The organism is Micromonospora sp. NPDC047756 (genome assembly GCF_055587245.1).
In genome coordinates this window covers 626178-645293 of the sequence record NZ_JBVJGQ010000003.1, presented here as the reverse complement: position 1 = coordinate 645293, position 19116 = coordinate 626178, and the positions used below count along the sequence as shown (strand labels likewise).

At 70.3% G+C, this 19116-nt stretch carries 23 protein-coding genes and 1 tRNA gene; 13 read left to right on the top strand and 11 right to left on the bottom strand.

Translation table 11 applies throughout. The features are described 5' to 3' along the window. Nucleotides 1-102: 102 nt before the first annotated feature. Nucleotides 103-282 carry a DUF4236 domain-containing protein gene (locus ACZ6NZ_RS12340; protein ID WP_030333600.1) on the bottom strand — a complete coding sequence of 60 codons (180 nt, stop codon included), beginning with the start codon at nucleotides 280-282 and terminating at the stop codon, nucleotides 103-105. Nucleotides 283-530: 248 nt separating this feature from the next. On the opposite strand from ACZ6NZ_RS12340, the gene ACZ6NZ_RS12335 reads away from it, so the two are divergent. From ACZ6NZ_RS12335 to ACZ6NZ_RS12305, 7 genes are all read left to right on the top strand, one after another. Further along, entirely contained in the window at nucleotides 531-608 is a 78-nt protein-coding gene (locus ACZ6NZ_RS12335) for a putative leader peptide (RefSeq protein ID WP_349881247.1), read from the top strand. A 131-nt stretch (nucleotides 609-739) separates the two neighbouring features. Continuing rightward, nucleotides 740-1771 carry an ABC transporter substrate-binding protein gene (locus ACZ6NZ_RS12330; RefSeq protein ID WP_465858251.1) on the top strand — a complete coding sequence of 344 codons (1032 nt, stop codon included), beginning with the start codon at nucleotides 740-742 and terminating at the stop codon, nucleotides 1769-1771. Then, a complete protein-coding gene (locus tag ACZ6NZ_RS12325; RefSeq protein ID WP_465858249.1) occupies nucleotides 1768-2697 on the top strand; it encodes an ABC transporter ATP-binding protein in 930 nt (309 codons plus the stop codon). Before ACZ6NZ_RS12330 ends, ACZ6NZ_RS12325 begins: the two co-directional genes overlap by 4 nt. After that, nucleotides 2690-3562, top strand: a complete 873-nt coding sequence (locus tag ACZ6NZ_RS12320; protein ID WP_465858247.1) for an ABC transporter permease — start codon at nucleotides 2690-2692, stop codon at nucleotides 3560-3562. Before ACZ6NZ_RS12325 ends, ACZ6NZ_RS12320 begins: the two co-directional genes overlap by 8 nt. Before the next feature lie 11 nt (nucleotides 3563-3573). Continuing rightward, the gene (locus tag ACZ6NZ_RS12315) at nucleotides 3574-4908 is read left to right on the top strand and encodes an LLM class flavin-dependent oxidoreductase (RefSeq protein ID WP_465858245.1); all 1335 of its coding nucleotides are present in this window, start codon (nucleotides 3574-3576) and stop codon (nucleotides 4906-4908) included. Continuing rightward, on the top strand, nucleotides 4905-5465 hold the full coding sequence (locus ACZ6NZ_RS12310; protein ID WP_465858243.1) for a flavin reductase family protein: 561 nt from the start codon (nucleotides 4905-4907) through the stop codon (nucleotides 5463-5465). Before ACZ6NZ_RS12315 ends, ACZ6NZ_RS12310 begins: the two co-directional genes overlap by 4 nt. Continuing rightward, nucleotides 5462-6073: a malonic semialdehyde reductase gene (locus tag ACZ6NZ_RS12305; RefSeq protein ID WP_465858241.1), complete on the top strand. Its 612-nt coding sequence runs from the start codon at nucleotides 5462-5464 to the stop codon at nucleotides 6071-6073. The genes ACZ6NZ_RS12310 and ACZ6NZ_RS12305 overlap by 4 nt, the downstream gene beginning before the upstream one ends. A 12-nt stretch (nucleotides 6074-6085) precedes the next feature. Here ACZ6NZ_RS12305 and ACZ6NZ_RS12300 read toward each other — a convergent pair whose 3' ends face one another. After that, nucleotides 6086-6541 (bottom strand): RrF2 family transcriptional regulator, encoded by a 456-nt coding sequence (locus tag ACZ6NZ_RS12300; RefSeq protein ID WP_357357457.1) that lies wholly within the window; start codon nucleotides 6539-6541, stop codon nucleotides 6086-6088. Between the two features lie 7 nt (nucleotides 6542-6548). After that, the gene (locus ACZ6NZ_RS12295; RefSeq protein ID WP_366607384.1) at nucleotides 6549-7541 is read right to left on the bottom strand and encodes a helix-turn-helix domain-containing protein; all 993 of its coding nucleotides are present in this window, start codon (nucleotides 7539-7541) and stop codon (nucleotides 6549-6551) included. A 202-nt stretch (nucleotides 7542-7743) separates the two neighbouring features. On the opposite strand from ACZ6NZ_RS12295, the gene ACZ6NZ_RS12290 reads away from it, so the two are divergent. Next, a complete protein-coding gene (locus ACZ6NZ_RS12290) occupies nucleotides 7744-8520 on the top strand; it encodes a glucose 1-dehydrogenase (RefSeq protein WP_355495072.1) in 777 nt (258 codons plus the stop codon). A gap of 192 nt (nucleotides 8521-8712) precedes the next feature. Here ACZ6NZ_RS12290 and ACZ6NZ_RS12285 read toward each other — a convergent pair whose 3' ends face one another. Continuing rightward, nucleotides 8713-9144 (bottom strand): SsgA family sporulation/cell division regulator, encoded by a 432-nt coding sequence (locus ACZ6NZ_RS12285; protein WP_007457244.1) that lies wholly within the window; start codon nucleotides 9142-9144, stop codon nucleotides 8713-8715. A 294-nt stretch (nucleotides 9145-9438) separates the two neighbouring features. On the opposite strand from ACZ6NZ_RS12285, the gene ACZ6NZ_RS12280 reads away from it, so the two are divergent. The 3 genes from ACZ6NZ_RS12280 to ACZ6NZ_RS12270 all read left to right on the top strand — a co-directional run bounded on the left by ACZ6NZ_RS12280 (nucleotide 9439) and on the right by ACZ6NZ_RS12270 (nucleotide 12034). Next, nucleotides 9439-10071: a TIGR02611 family protein gene (locus ACZ6NZ_RS12280; protein ID WP_465858420.1), complete on the top strand. Its 633-nt coding sequence runs from the start codon at nucleotides 9439-9441 to the stop codon at nucleotides 10069-10071. Nucleotides 10072-10121: 50 nt separating this feature from the next. Beyond that, nucleotides 10122-10196 (top strand) — tRNA-Val (locus ACZ6NZ_RS12275). A 641-nt stretch (nucleotides 10197-10837) separates the two neighbouring features. Further along, nucleotides 10838-12034 (top strand): helix-turn-helix domain-containing protein, encoded by a 1197-nt coding sequence (locus ACZ6NZ_RS12270; protein WP_465858238.1) that lies wholly within the window; start codon nucleotides 10838-10840, stop codon nucleotides 12032-12034. Nucleotides 12035-13250: 1216 nt separating this feature from the next. Here the strand turns inward: ACZ6NZ_RS12270 and ACZ6NZ_RS12265 are convergent. The 7 genes from ACZ6NZ_RS12265 to ACZ6NZ_RS12235 all read right to left on the bottom strand — a co-directional run bounded on the left by ACZ6NZ_RS12265 (nucleotide 13251) and on the right by ACZ6NZ_RS12235 (nucleotide 17235). Beyond that, nucleotides 13251-13508, bottom strand: a complete 258-nt coding sequence (locus ACZ6NZ_RS12265) for a hypothetical protein (protein WP_465858236.1) — start codon at nucleotides 13506-13508, stop codon at nucleotides 13251-13253. 22 nt (nucleotides 13509-13530) lie between these two features. Next, on the bottom strand, nucleotides 13531-14145 hold the full coding sequence (locus ACZ6NZ_RS12260) for an EndoU domain-containing protein (protein ID WP_465858234.1): 615 nt from the start codon (nucleotides 14143-14145) through the stop codon (nucleotides 13531-13533). Between the two features lie 22 nt (nucleotides 14146-14167). After that, nucleotides 14168-14893, bottom strand: a complete 726-nt coding sequence (locus ACZ6NZ_RS12255; RefSeq protein WP_465858232.1) for a WXG100 family type VII secretion target — start codon at nucleotides 14891-14893, stop codon at nucleotides 14168-14170. A 19-nt stretch (nucleotides 14894-14912) separates the two neighbouring features. Beyond that, entirely contained in the window at nucleotides 14913-15227 is a 315-nt protein-coding gene (locus ACZ6NZ_RS12250; protein ID WP_366607576.1) for a hypothetical protein, read from the bottom strand. Then, complete coding sequence (locus ACZ6NZ_RS12245) at nucleotides 15227-15619, bottom strand: YbaB/EbfC family nucleoid-associated protein (RefSeq protein ID WP_465858230.1); 393 nt, start codon at nucleotides 15617-15619, stop codon at nucleotides 15227-15229. The genes ACZ6NZ_RS12250 and ACZ6NZ_RS12245 overlap by 1 nt, the downstream gene beginning before the upstream one ends. A 272-nt stretch (nucleotides 15620-15891) precedes the next feature. After that, a complete protein-coding gene (locus tag ACZ6NZ_RS12240) occupies nucleotides 15892-16779 on the bottom strand; it encodes a PhzF family phenazine biosynthesis protein (RefSeq protein ID WP_465858419.1) in 888 nt (295 codons plus the stop codon). A 168-nt stretch (nucleotides 16780-16947) separates the two neighbouring features. Continuing rightward, on the bottom strand, nucleotides 16948-17235 hold the full coding sequence (locus ACZ6NZ_RS12235) for a winged helix-turn-helix transcriptional regulator (protein ID WP_366607581.1): 288 nt from the start codon (nucleotides 17233-17235) through the stop codon (nucleotides 16948-16950). A gap of 146 nt (nucleotides 17236-17381) precedes the next feature. Here ACZ6NZ_RS12235 and ACZ6NZ_RS12230 point away from each other — a divergent pair, with 146 nt between their 5' ends. After that, complete coding sequence (locus ACZ6NZ_RS12230; RefSeq protein ID WP_465858227.1) at nucleotides 17382-18386, top strand: NAD(P)H-dependent flavin oxidoreductase; 1005 nt, start codon at nucleotides 17382-17384, stop codon at nucleotides 18384-18386. Beyond that, the gene (locus ACZ6NZ_RS12225) at nucleotides 18386-19075 is read left to right on the top strand and encodes an HAD family hydrolase (RefSeq protein ID WP_465858225.1); all 690 of its coding nucleotides are present in this window, start codon (nucleotides 18386-18388) and stop codon (nucleotides 19073-19075) included. The genes ACZ6NZ_RS12230 and ACZ6NZ_RS12225 overlap by 1 nt, the downstream gene beginning before the upstream one ends. The last annotated feature ends 41 nt before the right edge of the window (nucleotides 19076-19116 follow it).

Here is a 19116-nt window from a genome sequence, read left to right as displayed (position 1 = left end):
GCTGGGTCGCCGCCGGCGGCGCGGGGGCGAGGGCGGTGAGTCTCGTCGAGGCCGAGCGGTCTCCCGCACTAGCTCCGCCCCCCCGCTCGACTCCCGGGATGATTACGACCGGGACTTGTCCTGCTTCCAGGAGAGCGGACCCGGCAGGTCGACCCGGTGCGCACGGGCCTTGGAGTTCCAGGACCAGCGACCGATCTTGATGCTCCACGAGGAGAAGCCGTTCTCGGTGAAGTTCAGGATGATCGGACCGTACTTCTTGCGCTTGCGAAACATGAGGCCCATCGGAGGTCTCCCCTCGTCACCGTTCCCTGCCGTGTCGAGATCGAACATTCCCGAACCGGCAACTTTTGAAACCCTCTCGCCGTCCGTGCTGGACGGTCGCCCGGCAGGCATCGCAATCTCTATCCAACAGATAGGTGTTGCGGCACGGTAAACGCTGGTCGGGGTGGTTCGTAACATCGGCAGCGATAGAAGTCTCATCTTCTGGAAGGCCGTTGACCGCTCGTTCCCATCCCGGGCAGCATGGGGTCATGTCGCAGCGGGATGAGCTTCTCCTCACCGCTCGTGTGCACGTCGACCTGGTCCGGCACGCGAGCGCGCTCTGTTGAGCTGACCGGTCCATCCGGCTCGGCTCCAGCGCCGCACTCCCACCGCCCGCCCGCTCAACGCGGAGCAGCGTGCCCGCACGCCCTCATCCGGGCGTCCCCGCTCCCATCGTGGACAGATCAGGAGACTCCTCATGTCCCCACCCCGTCGTGCCATTCTGCGTACCCTCACCGCCGTTGCCGCGCTGGTCGCGCTCACCGCCACCGCCGGCTGCGGCGGTGACGCGGCAGCCGACGGTGGCCAGGCCAGCGAGCTGCGCTACCAGGGCTCGGTCGGCCAGGTCACCCTCCCCGAACTCGCCGCCGACCTCGGCTACTTCGGCGACGTCAAGCTCAACTGGATCGGCAACGTCACCGGCGGTCCGCAGGACATCCAAGCCACGGCCACCGGGCAGAGCGACTTCGGCGGCGCGTTCAACGGCGCCATCGTCAAGCTCGCCGCTGCCAACGCGCCGATCACCGCCGTGGTCAGCTACTACGGCTCGGACGCGCAAACCTTCCAGGGCTACTACGTGCTCGACGACAGCCCCGTCCGCGGCCCCCGTGACCTGATCGGCAGGAAGGTCGGCGTGAACACCCTCGGCGCGCACGCCGAGGCCGTGCTCAAGACCTGGCTTGCCCGCGGCGGGCTCACCCCCGCCGAGATCAAGCAGGTCGAGCTGGTCGCCCTCCCACCCGTCAACACCGAGCAGTCGCTGCGGCAGCGGCAGATCGACGTCGCCGTGCTCGGCGGGGTGATCCGGGACAAGGCGGTCGCCGGTGGCGGCATCCGCACCATCTTCACCGACTACGAGCTGCTCGGCGCCTTCAGCGGTGGCACCTACGTCTTCCGCGACGACTTCATCACGCGCAACCCGGAGACCGTCAAGGCGTTCGTCACCGGGGTCGGCAAGGCCATCGAGTGGGCCCGCACCCAACCCCGGGAGACGGTCGTCGCCCGGATGCGGGACATCATCGGCAAACGGGGCCGCAACGAGGACCCGTCGCTGGTCGCGTACTGGAAGAGCAGTGGCGTCGCCGGCCGTGGCGGTGTCATCGACCAGCAGGAGTTCGGCACCTGGATCGACTGGCTCGCCGCCGAGGGCGAGCTGAAGGGCGACCGCCCGAAGCCTGGCGACATCTACACCAACCGGTTCAACCCCTTCGTGGACGGGGGGAACGCGTGAGCACCGACAAGATCCTCTTTGATCGGGTGAGCAAGACCTTCCCGGTCCGCGCCAGCCGGCGTGGTGGCGCCGGCGCGGTCACCGCGCTGGACGAGGTCACCCTCGGGGTACGCCCCGGCGAGTTCCTGGTCGTCGTCGGCCCGAGCGGTTGCGGCAAGTCCACGTTGCTCGACCTGCTCGGCGGGCTGACCGAGCCGACCGCGGGGCGGGTGCTCGTCGACGGTCGGCCCGTCACCGGTCCCGGCCTGGACCGGGGCATCGTCTTCCAGCAGTACGCGCTGCTGCCCTGGCGTACCGCCGCCGGCAACGTCGCGTTCGGCCTGGAGGCCAAGGGGGTGCCCCGCGCCGATCGCGCCGCCCTGATCGAGCACCACCTCGACCTGGTGGGCCTGCGCGGCTTCGCCGACCGCTACCCGCACGAGCTGTCCGGCGGGATGAAGCAGCGGGTGGCCATCGCCCGCAGTCTCGCGTACGACCCGGACGTGCTGCTGATGGACGAGCCGTTCGCCGCCCTGGACGCGCAGACCCGCGACTCGTTGCAGGACGAGCTGGTGCGCATCTGGGCCCGCACCGGCAAGACCATCGTGTTCATCACCCACGGCATCGACGAGGCCGTCTACCTGGGTCAGCGGGTGGCGGTGCTGACGTCCCGGCCCGGACGGCTCAAACAGGTCATCGACATCGACCTCGGCGACCGGGACGCGGTCGAGGACGTGCGCTCCACCGACGCGTTCCGCCACCACCGCCACCAGATCTGGACCCTGCTGCGTGACGAGGTGCGGGCCGCCCAGGCGGCTGAGGGCGCCACCGGCAGCCGCACCGCCCGCACCGGAGCAGGTGGTGCTCGTACTCCCGTCGTCGCCGGAGCGGACGCGCGGCGCGCGGCGCCGGCGGTGGCCCACACCGAGGAGGCCCGCGTTGGTTGACATCGCCGAACGTCCCACCCGGCTGGCGGCCCCGACAGCCGTGCCGGACGCGGTGGCGCCCGCCGGACCCGGTGCCGGTGGCCTTGCCGGTCGGCTGCTCGGCGTCGGCGGGAGGGCGCTGCACCGCAGCGTCGCGATTCTCGCGCTGGCCGCGATCTGGGAGGGCGCGCCCCGGCTCGGGCTGGTGGACCGGGTGTTCCTGCCGCCGCTGTCGGAGGTGCTGGTGGCCTGGTGGGAGTTGCTGCGCAGCGGCCAGCTCGCCGAGCATGTGGGGGCGAGCCTCACCCGGTCGTTGGCCGGGCTCGGCCTGGCGGTGCTCACCGCCATCCCGCTCGGGCTGCTGATCGGCTGGTACCGGCCGCTCGCCGAGTTGCTCAGCCCGCTGCTGGAGGTGTTCCGCAACACCGCCGCGCTGGCCCTGCTGCCGGTCTTCGTGCTCATCCTCGGCCTGGGGGAGACCTCCAAGATCGCCCTGGTGCTCTACGCGTGCTCCTGGCCGATCCTGCTGAACACCATCGCCGGGGTGAAGGGCGTCGACCCGCTGCTGATCCGGTCGGCCCGCTCGATGGGGCTCAACCACCTGCGGCTGTTCCAGAAGGTGATCCTGCCGGCCGCGGTGCCGACCATCTTCACCGGCGTCCGGCTGGCCGGGGCGTACTCGATCCTGGTGCTGGTCGCGGCCGAGATGGTCGGCGCGAAGGCCGGGCTCGGTTACCTCATCAACTACGCGCAGTACAACTTCGCGATCGCCGACATGTACTCCGGGATCATCACGATCTCCGCCATCGGCCTGGTCGTCAACCAGCTCCTCGTCGCCCTCGAACGTCGCTTCTCCACCTGGCGCGTCGACGTCTCTGCCGGATAGGACGGACCCCAATGACCCGCACCCTGCACCTCAACGCGTTCCTGATGGGCGTCGGCCACCACGAGGCCGCCTGGCGGCACCCCCGCACCGACCCGCGTCGGGTCACCGACGTACGCCACTTCCAGGAGCTGGCCCGGATCGCCGAACGCGGCACCCTCGACTCGCTCTTCCTCGCCGACGGTCTCTCGGTCGGGCCGAACCCACGGCACAACATCCAGGCCGTCTTCGAACCGTTGACCCTGCTGGCGTCGCTCGCCGCGGTGACCGAACACATCGGTCTCATCGCGACGGTCTCCACCACCTACAACGAGCCGTTCCACACCGCCCGCAAGTTCGCCTCGCTGGACCACCTCAGCGGCGGTCGCGCCGGCTGGAACATCGTCACCTCCGCCCAGGAGCGGGAGGCGGTCAACTTCAACCGGGACAGTCACCCCGAACACGCCGACCGTTACCGGCGGGCCGCCGAGTTCGTCGACGTGGCGATCAAACTCTGGGACAGCTGGGAGGACGACGCGCTGGTCTTCGACACCGGCGCGGGGGTGTTCGCCGACACCGACCGGGTGCACGAGGTGGCGCACCGCGGGCCGGAGTTCCAGGTCCGTGGCCCGCTGAACATCCCCCGAGGGCCGCAGGGTCGGCCGCTGCTGGTGCAGGCCGGCTCGTCGCCGGACGGCATCGCCTTCGCCGCCCGCTACGCCGAGGCGGTCTTCACCGCGCAGCAGACCCTCGCCGACGGACAGAGCTTCTACGCCGAGCTGCGCCGGCAGGTCACCGCCGCCGGTCGGGACCCGGACCTGGTGAAGGTCCTGCCCGGCATCGCGCCGGTGCTCGGCGGCACCGAGGCCGAGGCGCTGGCGCTCGCCGCCGAGCTGGAGGAGCTGATCGTTCCCGACTACGCCCTCGCCCAGCTCTCCGGGATGCTCGGCATCGACCTGACCGGCCTGCCGTTGGACGGGCCGCTGCCGGAGCTGCCGGCCGCCGGCACCGTGCAGGCCCACCAGAGCCGCTACCACCTCGTCACCGAGCTGGCCCGCCGGGAACAGCTCACCATCCGCCAGCTGATCGGCCGGCTCGGCGGCGGTCGGGGCCACCGGGTCGTCGCCGGTACGCCGGAGCAGATCGCCGACCAGATCGAGCTGTGGTTCACCCAGGGCGCCGCCGACGGGTTCAACATCATGCCGCCGTACCTGCCCGGCGGGCTCGCCGACTTCGTCGACCACGTGGTGCCGGTGCTGCGCTCCCGTGGACTGTTCCGCACCGAGTACACCGGTCGGACGCTGCGCGAGCACTACGGCCTGCCCCGACCGGCCAGCGCGTACGCCGCCGCTGCCCCGGTGCCGGCATGACCACCGTAGAGCGGCCGGTGACGGACGTCGCCGAGCTGCTACCGGTGAACCCGGACCTGTTCCGTGCTCTGCTACGTCGGCAGGCCACGAGTGTCACGGTGGTCACCGCGGTCGCCCGCGGCACCGACCCCGCCTGCCTCGGTGGGATCGGCGCGCCCATTCGGGCGGGCTTCACCGCGACCTCGTTCACGTCGGTGTCGTTGGACCCACCGCTGGTCTCGTTCTGCCTCGGGGTGGCGTCGTCGAGCTGGCCGGTGCTCGCCCGCGCCGAGCACGTCGCCGTGCACCTGCTCGGGGCCGGGCAGCGGGAGGCCGCCACTGTCTTCGCGACCAGCGGCATCGACCGGTTCGCCGCGTACCCGGACTGGACGTCCGGGCCGTTCGGGGTGCCGCTGCTCGACGGGGTGCTGGCCCGGCTGCTCTGCCGGGTGGTGCACCGGGTCCCGGCCGGCGACCACCTGCTGGTGATCGCCGAGCCGCTGGCCCTCGGCGACGGCGGTGACGGCCCGCCACTGGTCCACCACCGGGGCGGCTACACCACCGCCGCGCCAGCGTGAGCGCAGCCACCGCGGCCGACCTGCTCGCGTTGGACCGGGCCGCCCAGGACCTGCTGTTCCGGGCGGCCCGCACGGCCAACACCTTCACCGACGAGCCGGTCACCGACGCCCAGGTCGCGGCGATGCACGACCTGATCCGGTACGGGCCGACGGCGTACAACGGTCAACCACTGCGGGTGCTGCTGCTGCGCTCGCCGGAGTCCCGGGCGCGGCTGCTGCCGTACGTCTCGTCGAGCAACCGGGCGAAGACGGCCAACGCTCCACTGGTGGCGGTGCTCGCCGCCGACGTGGACTTCCACGAGCGGCTGCCCGAGCTGTACCCGCACCGGCCGCAGGCCCGCGACTGGCTCGGTGACCGTCCCGCTCGCGCCGAGCAGGCCCGGTTCAGCGCGACCCTCCAGATCGGTTACCTGCTGGTGGGCGTACGCGCCGCCGGGCTGGCCGCCGGCCCGATGGCCGGGTTCGACGCGGCAGGGGTGACCCGCGAGTTCTTTTCCGACGGCCGGCACGAGGCGCTGCTGCTGCTCAACCTGGGCCACCCGGGCCCGGACGCCTGGGGGGAGCGGCTGCCGCGGCTCACCACCGAGGAGGTGGTGTGGACGCTGTGAGCCGGCCGAAGCTCAGCGGGGCTCCCACGCGTCGGGCAGCGCGGTGAGCTTGCGGACGTGCGCGGGCAGTCGACCGCTGACGATCTCGGCGAGGCTCACCTCGTCGACGACCCGCCGCACGGCGGCGCGGACCGCCACCCACAGGCCCGGCAGGTTCTCCGCCGAGCCCTCGTACCGGGTCTCCTCGGGGCGCAGCCCGCGTACCCCGGCCAGGGGGCCTTCGACGGCGCGCAGCACCGCGCCGACGGTCACCTCGCGGGGTGGGCGGGCGAGGGTGTAGCCGCCCTCGGCGCCGCGTTGGGCGCGGACGATGCCGGCCCGGCGCAGATCCGCCAGGACCGCCTCCAGGAACTTGCGGGGCATGTCCTGCTCCGCGGCGATGACCTGGGTGGACAGCAGCGAGGGGTACGCGGTGGCGAGGCTCAACGCCGCCCGTACCGCGTAGTCGCCGCGCGCGGAGATCTGCACCCTGCCATCATGCCCGGCCGGTGCCGCCCGGCCCTCCGGCGGGCGGCCCGGGTCTCGTGGCGTACCCGCCGTTGGCGGGTTCGCCGAGGGTGCCGGGGCGGAACCAGCCGCTGTTGACGCCCGTCGACTCGGTCGGCGGTCGAGGCCGGACCACCCGGCCGGCCACCGGTTGATCCCGGGCGGCCCGGAACGCGCCGGGGCTGACGCCGACCTCGCGGGTGAAGAAGCGACCGAAGTTCGTGGGTTCGGAGAAGCCGAGCCGCCGGCCGATCTGGGCGATCGGCTGATCCGTCGCGGCCAGTAACCGGCCGGCCTGCAACGCGACCCGCTCGTCGATGACCTGCTTGGCGCTGCGACCGGTGACGGCCAGGCAGGCCCGGGTCAGGGTCCGCACCGAGCAGCCCAGCTCGGCCGCGTAATCCTCCACCCGCCGGGTCTGCGGGTAGCCGTGCTCCACCTTGAGTCGGAACCTGCGGAACGTCTCGTCCTCGGGCCGCGACGGCGACCGGTCGTCGCGGGCCACGGCCAGCCGCAGCAGCAGCACGGCCAGTTGGTGCCGGAGCAGCGCGCGGGCGGTGGGGCTGTCGGGGTGCCGTCGACAGTCCACCGCCAACTGGCTCACCTCGCTGATCACCGCGTCCTCGTCCTCACCTGCCAACTGCCGCCAGGTCGCGGTCGTGGCCAGGTCGACGTCGAAGCCGCGCAGCGCCTCGGCATCCCAGGCGACCACTGTGGCGTCGAACTGCGGGCCGGCGCAGCGCAGCACCTGGCCGGGGCGGACCCGCAGCAGCGTGCCGGGCCGGCACGGCAGCAGGTGAAAGTCGAGTTCCGCGTCGCCGTGCCCACGCGTGGTGAGAATCAGAAGGTCCCGCTCGACGATCACCGGCCGACGCCAGCCCGGAGCACCGGCAAGATCGGCCAGCGCGAACGTGGCTATCTCGTCGGTGACGGGAGACGCCGTTCCGATCGATGGCGCGGGGGAGGGATCGGTGGAGACCATCGCCTGCGACGGTAGCCCGAACCGCAGGTCACCGCATCCCGATCGACGTTCGCAGCGGAATCCGCAGCAAGCTGCGGGCTTGTCCCGGTCCCGGCGACCGGGCTACGTTACCCGGCGGTAGCGCCGTCGGTCCGCGGTCCACCCGGTATCCGCCGGTCACCCGCCCGCCCGGCGGCACCCGCCGACTCGCGATGGGATGGGCATGACGCAGCTGTTCTCGGTCGAAGGTAAGACGGTCCTGGTCACCGGCGGCTCGCGGGGGATCGGGCTGATGATCGCCCAGGGCTTCGTCCGGGCCGGCGCACACGTGATCATCTCGTCCCGCAAGGCTGACGTCTGCGAAGCGGTGGCCACCACCCTGTCCGCCGAGGGCCGCTGCGAGGCCATCCCCGCCGACCTCGGTGACGACGCCGGCGCCGAGACGTTGGCCGCCGCCGTGCGCGAGCGCTTCGGCCGCCTCGATGTGCTGGTCAACAACGCCGGAGCGACCTGGGGCGCGCCACTGGAGGACTACCCCGGGGCCGCGTTCGACAAGCTCTGGGCGGTCAACGTCAAGGCCGTCTTCCGGCTCACCACCGCGCTGCTGCCGGCGCTGCGCGCCGCCGCCAGCGCCGACGACCCGGCCCGAGTGATCAACATCGGGTCGATCGACGGCATCCGGGTGCCGATGATGGAGGTGTACGCGTACTCGGCCACCAAGGCCGCCGTGCACATGCTCACCCGCAGCCTCGCCCACCAACTCGCCGGGGAGCAGATCACCGTCAACGCGATCGCGCCCGGCCCGTTCGAGAGCAAGATGATGGCGTTCGCGCTCGACGACCCGGCGAGCCGGGCCGCCATCGAGCAGCAGGTCCCGCTCGGCCGCATCGGGCGCCCCGAGGACATGGCCGGCACGGCCATCTACCTCTCGTCGCGCGCCGGCGCGTACCTGACCGGAGCGGTCATCCCCGTCGACGGCGGCATCACCACGCACGGCTGAGCACCGGCCCACCCGCGGCGGGCTGCCCGCGTACCCCTTAGGGCGTGATGCGGAAGTGCTGGCCGGACGACGCCTGGACTCCGGCTCGGCTCGACCGACACTTCCGAATCACGCCCTGGGTGTGTGCCGGGGCCGCGCGGACTCGGCAGATCCGCGCGGCCCCGGTGTGGCCGGTGTTGCCCGTTCGGGCGGTCAGCGGCCGGCGAGCAGCCGGTTCACCGCCGTGTCGACGTCCAGGTGCTCGGCCTCACGGCCGCGCGGGACGACGACGTAGGTCCGTCGAAGGAAACGCACCAGGACGCTGCGCGGCACCTCGAAGAGGGCGTTGCCGTCCGGTGACGAGAGGGCCAGCGCGACGAAGTCGCCGCGCGGTGTGGCCCAGGGCCAGACCCGAACGTCCCCGATGCCGGCCGGCTCGTCCAGGCCGGTGACCAGAAGTTCGCGAGCGAACGACCAACTCACCGCCTCGCCCCCTGCCGATTCAGCATGGAACAGGACATGGACCGCATACGGGTCAGCAGGGTCGTAACGCAGACTGGCACGCACCGGCAAGGCGGTGGCGTCAGGTGCGACGAGCCTTAGCGACGTCTCGACCTCTACGGTCGTCGGTCGGATGACACTCATGGACGTTCTCCCCCCGGCACCGCTGCGGAACGCGCGTGTCCCGCTTTTCCCATACTCAGGTGCTACCTCTGGCTACGCTCCGCCATACGCTGACTTCACCCAGTGGTGGGAAGGGGGACGGAAAGGCCGCGTGAATGTGAGCATTCATGTAGGATTTCCGGTTCTGCCCAGTGCGTGATCCCGCCCGGTATCGGGTGGCTCAGTCGTCGACTTACTCCGGTAACGTCCAGTCGGGCGTTGCAGTGACGGGCCCGAGCGACACTGGGGGGTGAAATGGTGACGAAGCAATCCTCAGTGGATCCCGCGGCGGCACCCGGCCCGCCGAAAGTCGCGGTCCGAGCAGCCGAAAAGCGGGGGTACGGAGTGCCGATGGAGCAGCCCGAACGGGCCGGTCGGCCGGCGTCCGACGCCGGACGGTCCGGTGGCGACGGCGCCGGTCGTGGTCGTGGTCGTGGTGGCGACGCTGCCGCCGGTGGCGACGACGCCGCCGATGGTGGTGGCGGAATCGCCGTGCAGGATCCTCCGCGCCGGCCCCGCTGGCGTGAACGGATCTCGCTGACCCTCGACCTCATCCGTGCCAACCCCACCGGGCGGATCGCACTCAAGATCTTCGTCGCGATAGCCGGGGCGCTGGTGGTGACCATCGGCATCGCCCTCATTCCGCTCCCCGGGCCGGGTTGGCTGCTGGTGATCGCCGGCCTGGGCATCTGGGCCGTCGAATATCACTGGGCGCGGCGGCTGCTCGGCTTCACCCGCCGCCACGTCCACGGCTGGACACGTTGGGTAACGAGACAGTCGCTGCCAGTGCGAATCGTGCTCGGCTCCGTCGGCCTGGTCTTCGTGGCCACTGTCGTCTGGTTGTCCCTCAAGTACAGCCTCGGCATCGACGTGGTCGCCGAGGCGATGCAGTACCTGGCGACGCACTGACCCCGGATTTCCGGTCCGGTTCCACGATCGGGTAGAGTCAGTGGCGCTGAGGGCGATTAGCTCAGTGGGAGAGCGCTTCGTTCACACCGAAGAGGTCGCTGGTTCGATACCAGCATCGCCCACCATGTTCCACAGCAAGTCGAAGCCCGGTTGGACGTAGTCCAGCCGGGCTTTCGCTATCTAGCCGCATAGATCATGAGTCGCCTATGAGTCCTGACCGTCGACAGAGCGAGCCGCTGCGCGCGTACTACCGGACCCGCGGCCTGTTGCAGACCGTGAGTAGCTTCGGCGACGTCTAAGCTGTAGCAGCCAGACGGTTCCCAATCGCCGCCGGTGGCGAAAGCCATCCGTGAGTTCGGGCAGGTATGCCGGCAGCCGGCGGACGATCCGACCGCAGGTCTGCCAACTGGTGTGCGTCAGAACAGCGACTCGAAGACGGCAGGTTGGTCGCCGACAAAACGTCCCGTCATGCCGATAGCGAGCAGGGGCCTTGTGCTGGGATGCGGACGGGGTCGCGGAACCGACGCTCACGCTGCCGGCTGTAGGGCGTCGTCGCCTTCGGAGCAGCGCCCAAGACTCACAAGCGAGGAGCCGATGTGGCTCCTGGCCTGGGTGTGCTCAAGGTCCGAAGCGCTCGCCTGGCGGTTGCGGTATTAGCCGTAGTGGTGGGGCGCGTCGGTGCGGTGGCGGGGGTACCGTCGATTGTGGTGGTCTGCCGTGTAGTGGCTGGTGGTCCGCTGCCCGGACCGCTACCTGGGAGACGATGATGAGCGATCCAGCGGCCTTTGGCGCGCGCCTGCGAATGTATCGCGAGCGTGCGGGGAAGACTCGGCCTGTTCTCGGCGGGCTGGTCGGGCGTAGCGCGGAGTGGGTCAAGGCGTTGGAGAATGGCCGGCTACTGCCGCCACGCCTGCCCATGCTGCTGCGGCTGGCCGAGGTGCTCGACCTCTCGGATCTAGCGGATTTGACCGGTGATCAGTCGTTGCCGGTGGCGTCGGTCACCAGGGCGGGGCATTCCGAGGTCGGCAAGGTCGCCGTGGTGATGCAGCGGGCATCGGTGCCGGTGGGTCCGGTGCGGCCGGTTGTCGTGCTGCGCGACCTGGTGGATCAGGCGTGGGCCTTGTGGCATCGATCGACGACCGAGCGTACAGCGGTGGCGGCGGTGCTTCCCGGGTTGCTGACGGATGCGCAGCGCAGCGCCCGGATGCTCGACGGCGGGGACCGTCGGCTGGCGTTGGTCGAGTTGGCGCGGGTGTATCACCTGGTGCAGTTGTACCTTGCGCACCAGCCGTTGCCGGAGTTGGTGTGGCTTGCTGCCGACCGGGCGATGTCGGCCGCACGAGACGCGGACGACCCGGCGGCGATGGCGGTGGCGGCCTGGTACTACGCGCACGTCTATCGGGGCGCGAATCAGGTGGATGCCGCCGAGCAGGTGCTGGTCGAGGCTTCGGGTCTGGTTGACCCGGCGGCGGGTGGTGAGCAGTTGGCGCGATGGGGTCAGGTGCAGCTCGGCATCGCGTTGGGCCACAGCAAGGTTGGCCGGGCCGGTCGGGCGTGGCGGGCGTGGGATGCCGCCGACTCGGCCGCGAGCCGGCTCGGCGACCGGTACGTCCATCCGTGGCTGATGTTCGGATCGGCGGCGTGTGCGGCGTATGCGGTCTCCATCGAGACGGACCTGTGCCGCACGGGTGAGGCGGTGCGGCGGGCCGACGCCACCGACTATCGGGCGTTGCCCTCGCAGACCCGCAGGGCTGCCGCGCTGATCGATGCGGCTCGGGCGCACATGCTGGACCGTGGGGAGGTCGCTGCGGTGCACCTGCTCGGCCGGGCACTGCGGGAGAGCGTCGACACGGTGCGACACAACCCGTACGCCCGCACTGTTGCCATGGAATTGTCGAGCCGGCCGGGCACGGTTGGTGAGGACGCCCGAGAGTTGGCCCTGGCAATCGGCATGATCGGGTAACCCTCCCTGAGGTACAAACTCTCCCTGCCGGCGCTGGTTACCACTCGTAGCGTTTCGATCACTGGCGGCGGCGAGCTTGTGCCTGCTTGACACCCGATAGAGCCGGACAGATCTCGTCGCCGCCCCCTGTTGCTCAATCGAGGGGGCGAGTCTGTGGCGATCTGGTCTGAGCTGCGCGCGTTCACGCGGTGGCTGTTTCGGCGGCCTCAGCCGCCGCCACCGCCCGGGACCGGGCAGCGGTACCAGGACGTTGAGCAGGCGGCGGCGCAGCAGCGTCTACTCGACCACGCGAGGCAGATGCGGCGGTGCCAGGGCCATCACGAATCGGCGGACCAGTTCGGGGCATGCCGGCCGGAGGGCCTCCGGTGACCCGGCGCGCGGCCGGATCGTCCGGCCGGTCAACGGTCAGCAGACGGCGCGTGTCGTATGACGGGTACATCGCGGCCACTGCGTTGACCTTCGTGCGGCGGCACCGGCCGGTGTGGTCGTCGAAATTCCAGCGGCGAATCTGTCGTTGTGGGGTCGAACTGCCCTGCCGTGCTCGGCACCGAATACCGATCAGTCGTGGGCACTGGCCGCAGGCAGAGGGGCAGTGAGCGGTGCGTTGGAGCAAGTGATCCTCGCGGTGCACGTTCGAGGGCTGGCCGGCTGGTGTGTCGGCTGCCGGGCGTGGTGGTCGCGGCTCACGCCGTACCCGCGTTGGCAAATGGGCTGGGCGACCAGCCGGCAGGCGCGGTCGATGACGGCGGCCCTGCTCGGACGCCGCGCATGACCACGCATGGCCCGGTGCTGCCGATCTGGAGCTGCGGCGGCTGCGATGCGCCCTGGCCCTGCCGCACGCGGCAGCGTGAGACCAGGAGGTCTGGGACGAACAGGTCCGCCAACATAAGCAAGGACACCTGAGGAATGTGCACCCGAAGGTGCGGATCCAGCGCCTCGTCTGACACCAGCATTACAGCAACGGTGCCAGTCGGACCAAGCCGAGAGGCACGCCAACAGGCCGTCTGACCCCGCATCAAGCCCGACCCGACCGGCTCGCGGAGAGTTCACACCGAAGAGGTCGCTGGTTCGATACCAGCATCGCCCGCTCTCAGGTCTGGCAGGTCAAGGCCACTTCGGGAGGTGGCCTTTCCGCTGTCGCATGGCAATGACGTGTCGCAACGCCAGCTGGTCGACACGGTGCAGGGTTCGAGGGGCCCGATCTACGCTCCCGCCGTCAGTCCGAGGTCCGGATCTGCTCCACGCGCGTCAGAGGTTCCTGGAGGTACTCCGTGAGCTCCCGCAGCGCGTCCTTCTCCGCCGTGGTGATCACAACGCCCTCCTCCCACAGGGCACCGACGAGCGTCGTGATCGCGTGGTCCCAGGCGCCGGCGCCTCTGGCCCTCAGGACCATCGACCGGTACTTCGGGCTGATCTTGGGTGCGACCTGGTCGATGATCCGAGGGCTGAGCCGGATGTATTCGTTGACTTCCATGGGTCTCCCGTGGGTGCGGTGGCTAGGCCGGCGGGTTGGTTCTGACGCCCTCGCCGCTGATGGGGTGGCCGCCGGAGATGCTGCCGTCCTTGTCCAGGATAACGACGCAGGTGATGCCGTCGCGGGTGCCGGTGACTTCCCAGCCGTCGCCGCCGGGACGCGCCTCAGGGCGGCTGTCGGGGTTGGCGGCGATGCTCTTGAACCAGCCCTCGACCTGCTCCTTGGTGGTGCCGGGCGGGAAGAGCGTCTTGTTGGGCTCGGTGGACGAGGGCTTGTGGTCGCCATTACCCCTCCCGTCGCCGTCCCAGATCTTGTCCATCGCCCCGGCGCCCATCTGACCGAAGCGGTCCATGTCGAACTTGGCGTCGGCGAACTCGGGGTCGTCCCAGGGGTTGGTCCTCTTGGGCACCTCGGGCTCGGATGTGTCGGCGTCCTTCGGGCGGCCCTCCCCGGCGCGCTTGATGCCGTGCTGCTGGGCTGGTCCCACGCGCTTGGGCATCATTCCCGGGTTGAACTTGGGACGGTTGGGGCCATCGCCGCCATCGCCGTGCGGTGGGGTGGGGCCTGAGGGGCGCTTGTGGAGACCCGCCACAGCGAACAGGACCACCAGGACGGCGGCGGTCCGCAGAGCCGCCATGAGTTGTCTCATCGAGGACCGCCTAGACGTCGAGGAGTGCGCGAAGGCTGGAGAGGCTGGTGATCAGGCCCATCAGCCAGCCGAAGATGCGGCCGGTCCAGCGGACGACGGCGATTGCGAGCTGGGAGGCGACCAGCGGTGTGGCGAAGCCGAGGGAGAAGACCACCTCGGCCAGCCACACCACGACCTTGGCGATGCAGTCGGAGATGAAGGCGCGCACGACCTCCCGCACCGTCTGCACCAGGATCCCCGCGCCACGGGTCGCGGCACCCATGCCGGCGGCCGTGCCCGCGAAGATCCCGGCGACGTCGATGTTGATGGTCAGGATGTCGCGATAGGCGTCGGCGGCGGCGCCCTGCCATCCGTCGAGGTCGCCGACCAGCCGCGCCTTGAGGTCCTCGGCGATGGAGAACAGCTCATTGGCCATGTTGTCCCAGGTCAAGGCGTGCGTCTCGATGATCTCGGGATTACCGGCGAGCCAGTCGAGGGCCTGCTTCAGTGGCTCGACCTGCTCGATGGCCCACTCGATGCCCATCGACAGGAGCGTGCTGAACGGGTCGATGGCGATGGCCGCCCCGTCGAGAGCGGCCCCCAAGCCCGCGACCGAGCCGTCGATCCAGCTGCCGGAGTCGATGGCGTCCTTGATGCCCATGTAGTCGTCGGCGAGCGGCAGGCCGGTCCAGCCGTCGCGGTGGGCGGCGCTGGTCGAAGCAATGTCGGAGGTCGTGGCGACCAGTGGGTTGCTCATGAGAGGGCGCCGGGCCGGCTCAGGTCGCGGAGTGGAAGGAGTTGAAGCCGTCGGTGGTGGACTCCTCGGCCCGCTCGTAGGCGTCGGCGTTCTTCTTGATTCCCGCGGCGAGCAGCTCGATGTTCTCGGCAAGCATCCCCACGCCCTTGTCCTGGTCCCGGTGGCGTCCCTCCAGGATGGGCGGCAAGAACTGGCAGAGCTGCCCGTAGGCATCGTCGGCCTGGAAAATGGTGCCGCTCGCGGCCATCACGGCGGCGAAGCGGTCGTGAATGGCCGACATGGCCGTCGCGTGCGCGCGCAGCGCCTCGACGTTGACCTCGAACCCCCCGTGCATCAGTATCGCCTCTCTTCGTCCTCGGTGTCGGCGGTCCGGAATCCGGCCAGCAGGGCCCGGCCGGTCGCCGAGTCGGCGCCGACCGTCTCCCGCACGACCTCGGCGGCGGCCTCGGCGAGCTTGACCCGGGCGTTGCGATAGGCGCCCATGATCGCCTGCTGCGTCTGCTCCAGGCTCACGCGTTGCACCCGCGCGGAGAGCCGGATGTCGGCCATCGCCCCCGTGGAGTCGACGGTGACCTCGACGATCCCGTGGGCGTCGCTGGCCGTGACCCGCAGCGCGCCCAAGCCGGCAGCGGCGGCCTGCGTGTCGGCGGCCCGGCGTACGGCGTTGGCCTGCCATGCCTCCAGGCGTTCCCGCGCATCCTCGGCGTCCAACAGCGGATTGACCATCACGCCTCCGTTTCCGTGGACGAGCAGGGGAACCAAAGGCGTCAGTGTAGCTGCGGCCTGGCACACCAGGGTTCCCGAGCGAATGCGGCGTCATCCGGTCAATGTGGATTGTGGCGACGTGGGTGCTGATGATCGCCTCGCGGGCAGCGGAGAGTCGAGGGTGAGCAGGGCGGCCGAATCCGGCGGGTCTGGCTCCGTACCTCAAGCTGGGATCATCCTCATGCGCTGCCGAACTATCTGGCCCGAGGGTTCGCGCTGGTCGAAGCTCGCACTTAGAGGCGGGCGTGGGTGCCCGTCGTGGGTGGAGGCGGCCGGCGCGTAGCTGGACGGTCGCGCTGAGGCGGGCTGAGGTCAACCACTCCGCCGATTCTGGCGACGATGCCGTCCGCGGTGTGTGTCGCGCTGGCGAAGACCGACGATGGGCTCTGGTGCGTGTCGCCCTGGTGAATCTCGATCGCGCTGTTGCCGTAGGTGTCGAGCAGGTGAGCGGCGAGGCAGCCGACACTGTTGGCGTTTGCGACGTCCTCGTCGACGCCGATCGCTGGGGCGAACATCCGGGCGGCGCCCGTTCTCGCGGTCGGCGGCAGCGCGTAGGTGAAGCAGCCGAGATACCCGAGTAGCCGACACTCGGTTGCCAGCCGATCGAAGTCGGGCCGCATGGACAGCAGTGTGCGGCGATCCCGGACGGGAACGAGGAGTCGTGGCGTGCCGGGCGAGGCGACCCGTAGGTCGGCGGCGATGTCCGCTCGTTCCAGGCCGAGGGCCGCGATGATGCCACCGCCAGTCGCGCCGGCATGATCCGACAGGGCGATGACGCCCTGGTCGAACCAGACCTCAATGCCGTCATGGCGGCGGATGGCGGTCGTTGCGAAGGTGCGGCCTCCGCTGCGTTGGCGGCCGTGGTGCTCCGTGGCGCCGCTGCGGTCGAGGAGGACGGCCTGCGCGGCGATGGTGCCGTGCCCGCAGTTCGGGAGCTCCCCGGTGCTCGTGAAGAACCGCACCCTGGGTGCGTCCGCTGTGGTGGTGTCGATGAACGCGGTGTGCGAGGTGCCGGCGTTCAGGGCAATCGCGTGCCGTTCGTCGTCGACGAGCACGGCATCGTCGATCACGACTGTGGTAGGGCTACCGCCTCTCCCGTAGCGGGTACAGGCGTTCACCATCGCCACGGGTGGGCCGGCCATCAGGCGGCCGTGACCCGCGCGGGCCCGTCGGGCGTGAACGGCGGTTCGAGCACTGGGGTACGGGCCATGGCCAGACTCCGATGCTTCGGATTTAGAAGCACGGTAGCGATTGCGCTCCGGAAGCGCCAGGGCAGGCGTTGCGCGGGTTCAGGCCTTGTCGTCCTCGCTCACGGTCGAGGCCCATGCGTCGGACCAGCGAACGAGCGGGCGCAATGCCTGGTAGGCGCCGCGGCCGAGGTCCGTGAGCGCGTAGGCCGTGTCCGCCTGCTGGGCGACGAGGTGGGCGTCGAGCAGTTCGGTCAGCCGCTGCCGCAGAACGCTGGATGACATGTTGTCGCAGCGCTGCTGGAGCGCGCGGAAGCCGACCGGCCCATGCTGCAACTCCCAGATGATGCGCAGGTTCCAGCGACGCCCGAACAGGTCGAGGGCGGCCATGAGAGGTCGCCCGGTACTCGATCCGCGTACCGGCTTGCCCGGCCTGGGTGCCGTCATCGCCTGCGCCGCCCCTCTTGATGCTTCGATATTCGATACAATACCGTCCGACGTACTGATTCGATTTCCGAAGCGATCGGGGCTGCTTCGTGAGGCGATTGCGCACTGCGTTGTGTGACCGGTTGGGCATCGATCTGCCCGTCGTTCAGGCGCCCGTGGGTTCCGCGGCGGTGCCGGAACTGGTGGCGGCGGTGTCCGAGGCCGGTGGTCTTGGCATGCTGGCATTGACGTGGCAGACCCCCGATCAGGCACGGCGGAGCATCCGGCGTACCCGGGAGCTCACCACCCGGCCGTTCGGGGCAAACCTGGTTCTCGACTTCCCGGTGGACGATCTGCTCACCGTGTGCCTGCAGGAGAAACTGCGGATCATTTCCACCTTCTGGGGCGACCCGTCGCCGATGGTCGGCCGGATTCACCAGGCCGGCGCGCTGCACCTGCACACGATCGGCGACATCGCCGAGGCCGTGCAGGCTGTCACGGCCGGGGTGGACGTCGTCGTGGCCCAAGGCTGGGAGGCAGGTGGTCACGTCCGCGGCGGCACCACCACGATGTCTCTGGTGCCGGCGGTCGTCGACGCGGTCGGGCCGGTACCGGTGGTGGCTGCGGGAGGAATCGCGGACGGGCGTGGCGTCGCGGCGGTGCTCGCGCTCGGCGCCCAGGGTGCCATGCTGGGCACCCGCTTCCTGGCCGCTGCCGAAGCCGCCACCCACGAGGTGTACCGGCAGCACCTGATCGCGGCCACCGGAGCGGACACCGTACACACCCTCTGCTTCGACGGCGGATGGCCGAACGCCACGCATCGCGCGTTACGCAACACGACCCTTCAACGGTGGCAGGCGGCCGGCTCGCCGCCCGCCCCACTACGGCCCGGCGAGGGTGACGTCGTCGCCATCGACGCGTCCGGCGAGAACCGACCTCGATACGAGGACCTGATTCCGCTGCCCGGGATGACCGGTGACCTGGCAGCCATGGCCCTGTACGCGGGCCAGTCCGTGAGCCTCGTCCGCGATGTCCTGCCCGCTGCCCGCCTGCTCCACGAAATCGCCGATCAGGCCGCCGCCACCGTCGAGCTGCTGCACCGCCAGGCGACGTGATGTCCAATCCCGCTGCGGTGTTGTTCGATGTCGACGGCGTGCTCGTCGACTCCTATCCGGCGTACCGTCGGATCTGGAGTCGGTGGGCGACGCTGCGCCACCTCGACCCGGACCTGGTCTGGTCCCAAACCCATGGCCGCCGGCCTGTCGACACCATCACGGTGGTGGCCCCGCACCTCGACGTCGACGCCGAATACCGGCTCGTACGAGAGATCATGGCCGCCGAAGGCGACGCCTTTCCCGTCTATCCCGAGGCCGCCGCCGTGTTGAGCCTGCTCGATGGTCAGCCGTGGGGTGTGGTCACGTCGGGCCGAACGCCGACCGTGAGGCAGCGGCTGCGCGCTGGCGGCCTGCCCGATCCTCCCGTCCTGGTCGACAGCAGCCAGGTCCGGCGCGGCAAGCCGAGCCCCGAGGGCTATCTGCGCGCGGCGCACCTTCTCGACACCCCCGCAGCGAACTGCCTTGTGATCGAGGACGCTCCCGCCGGAATCGAAGCAGCCCGGCGTGCCGGCATGACTGTCGTCGCCGTTCGCACCACACACCCTGGCGACGAACTAACCGGCGCTCACCATCGCGTCGACACCCTCGGGGACACGATCCCCCTCCTCACCGACTGGCTGAACGGGACTCGACCCACTGCACGTGAGCGCCGCTCACGTGCAGAGGGGATCGTGCCGCCTCGCTGCTAGGCCCGACGCGGGTCGCGGATCAGGTGAGCCGAGGGGCTGAA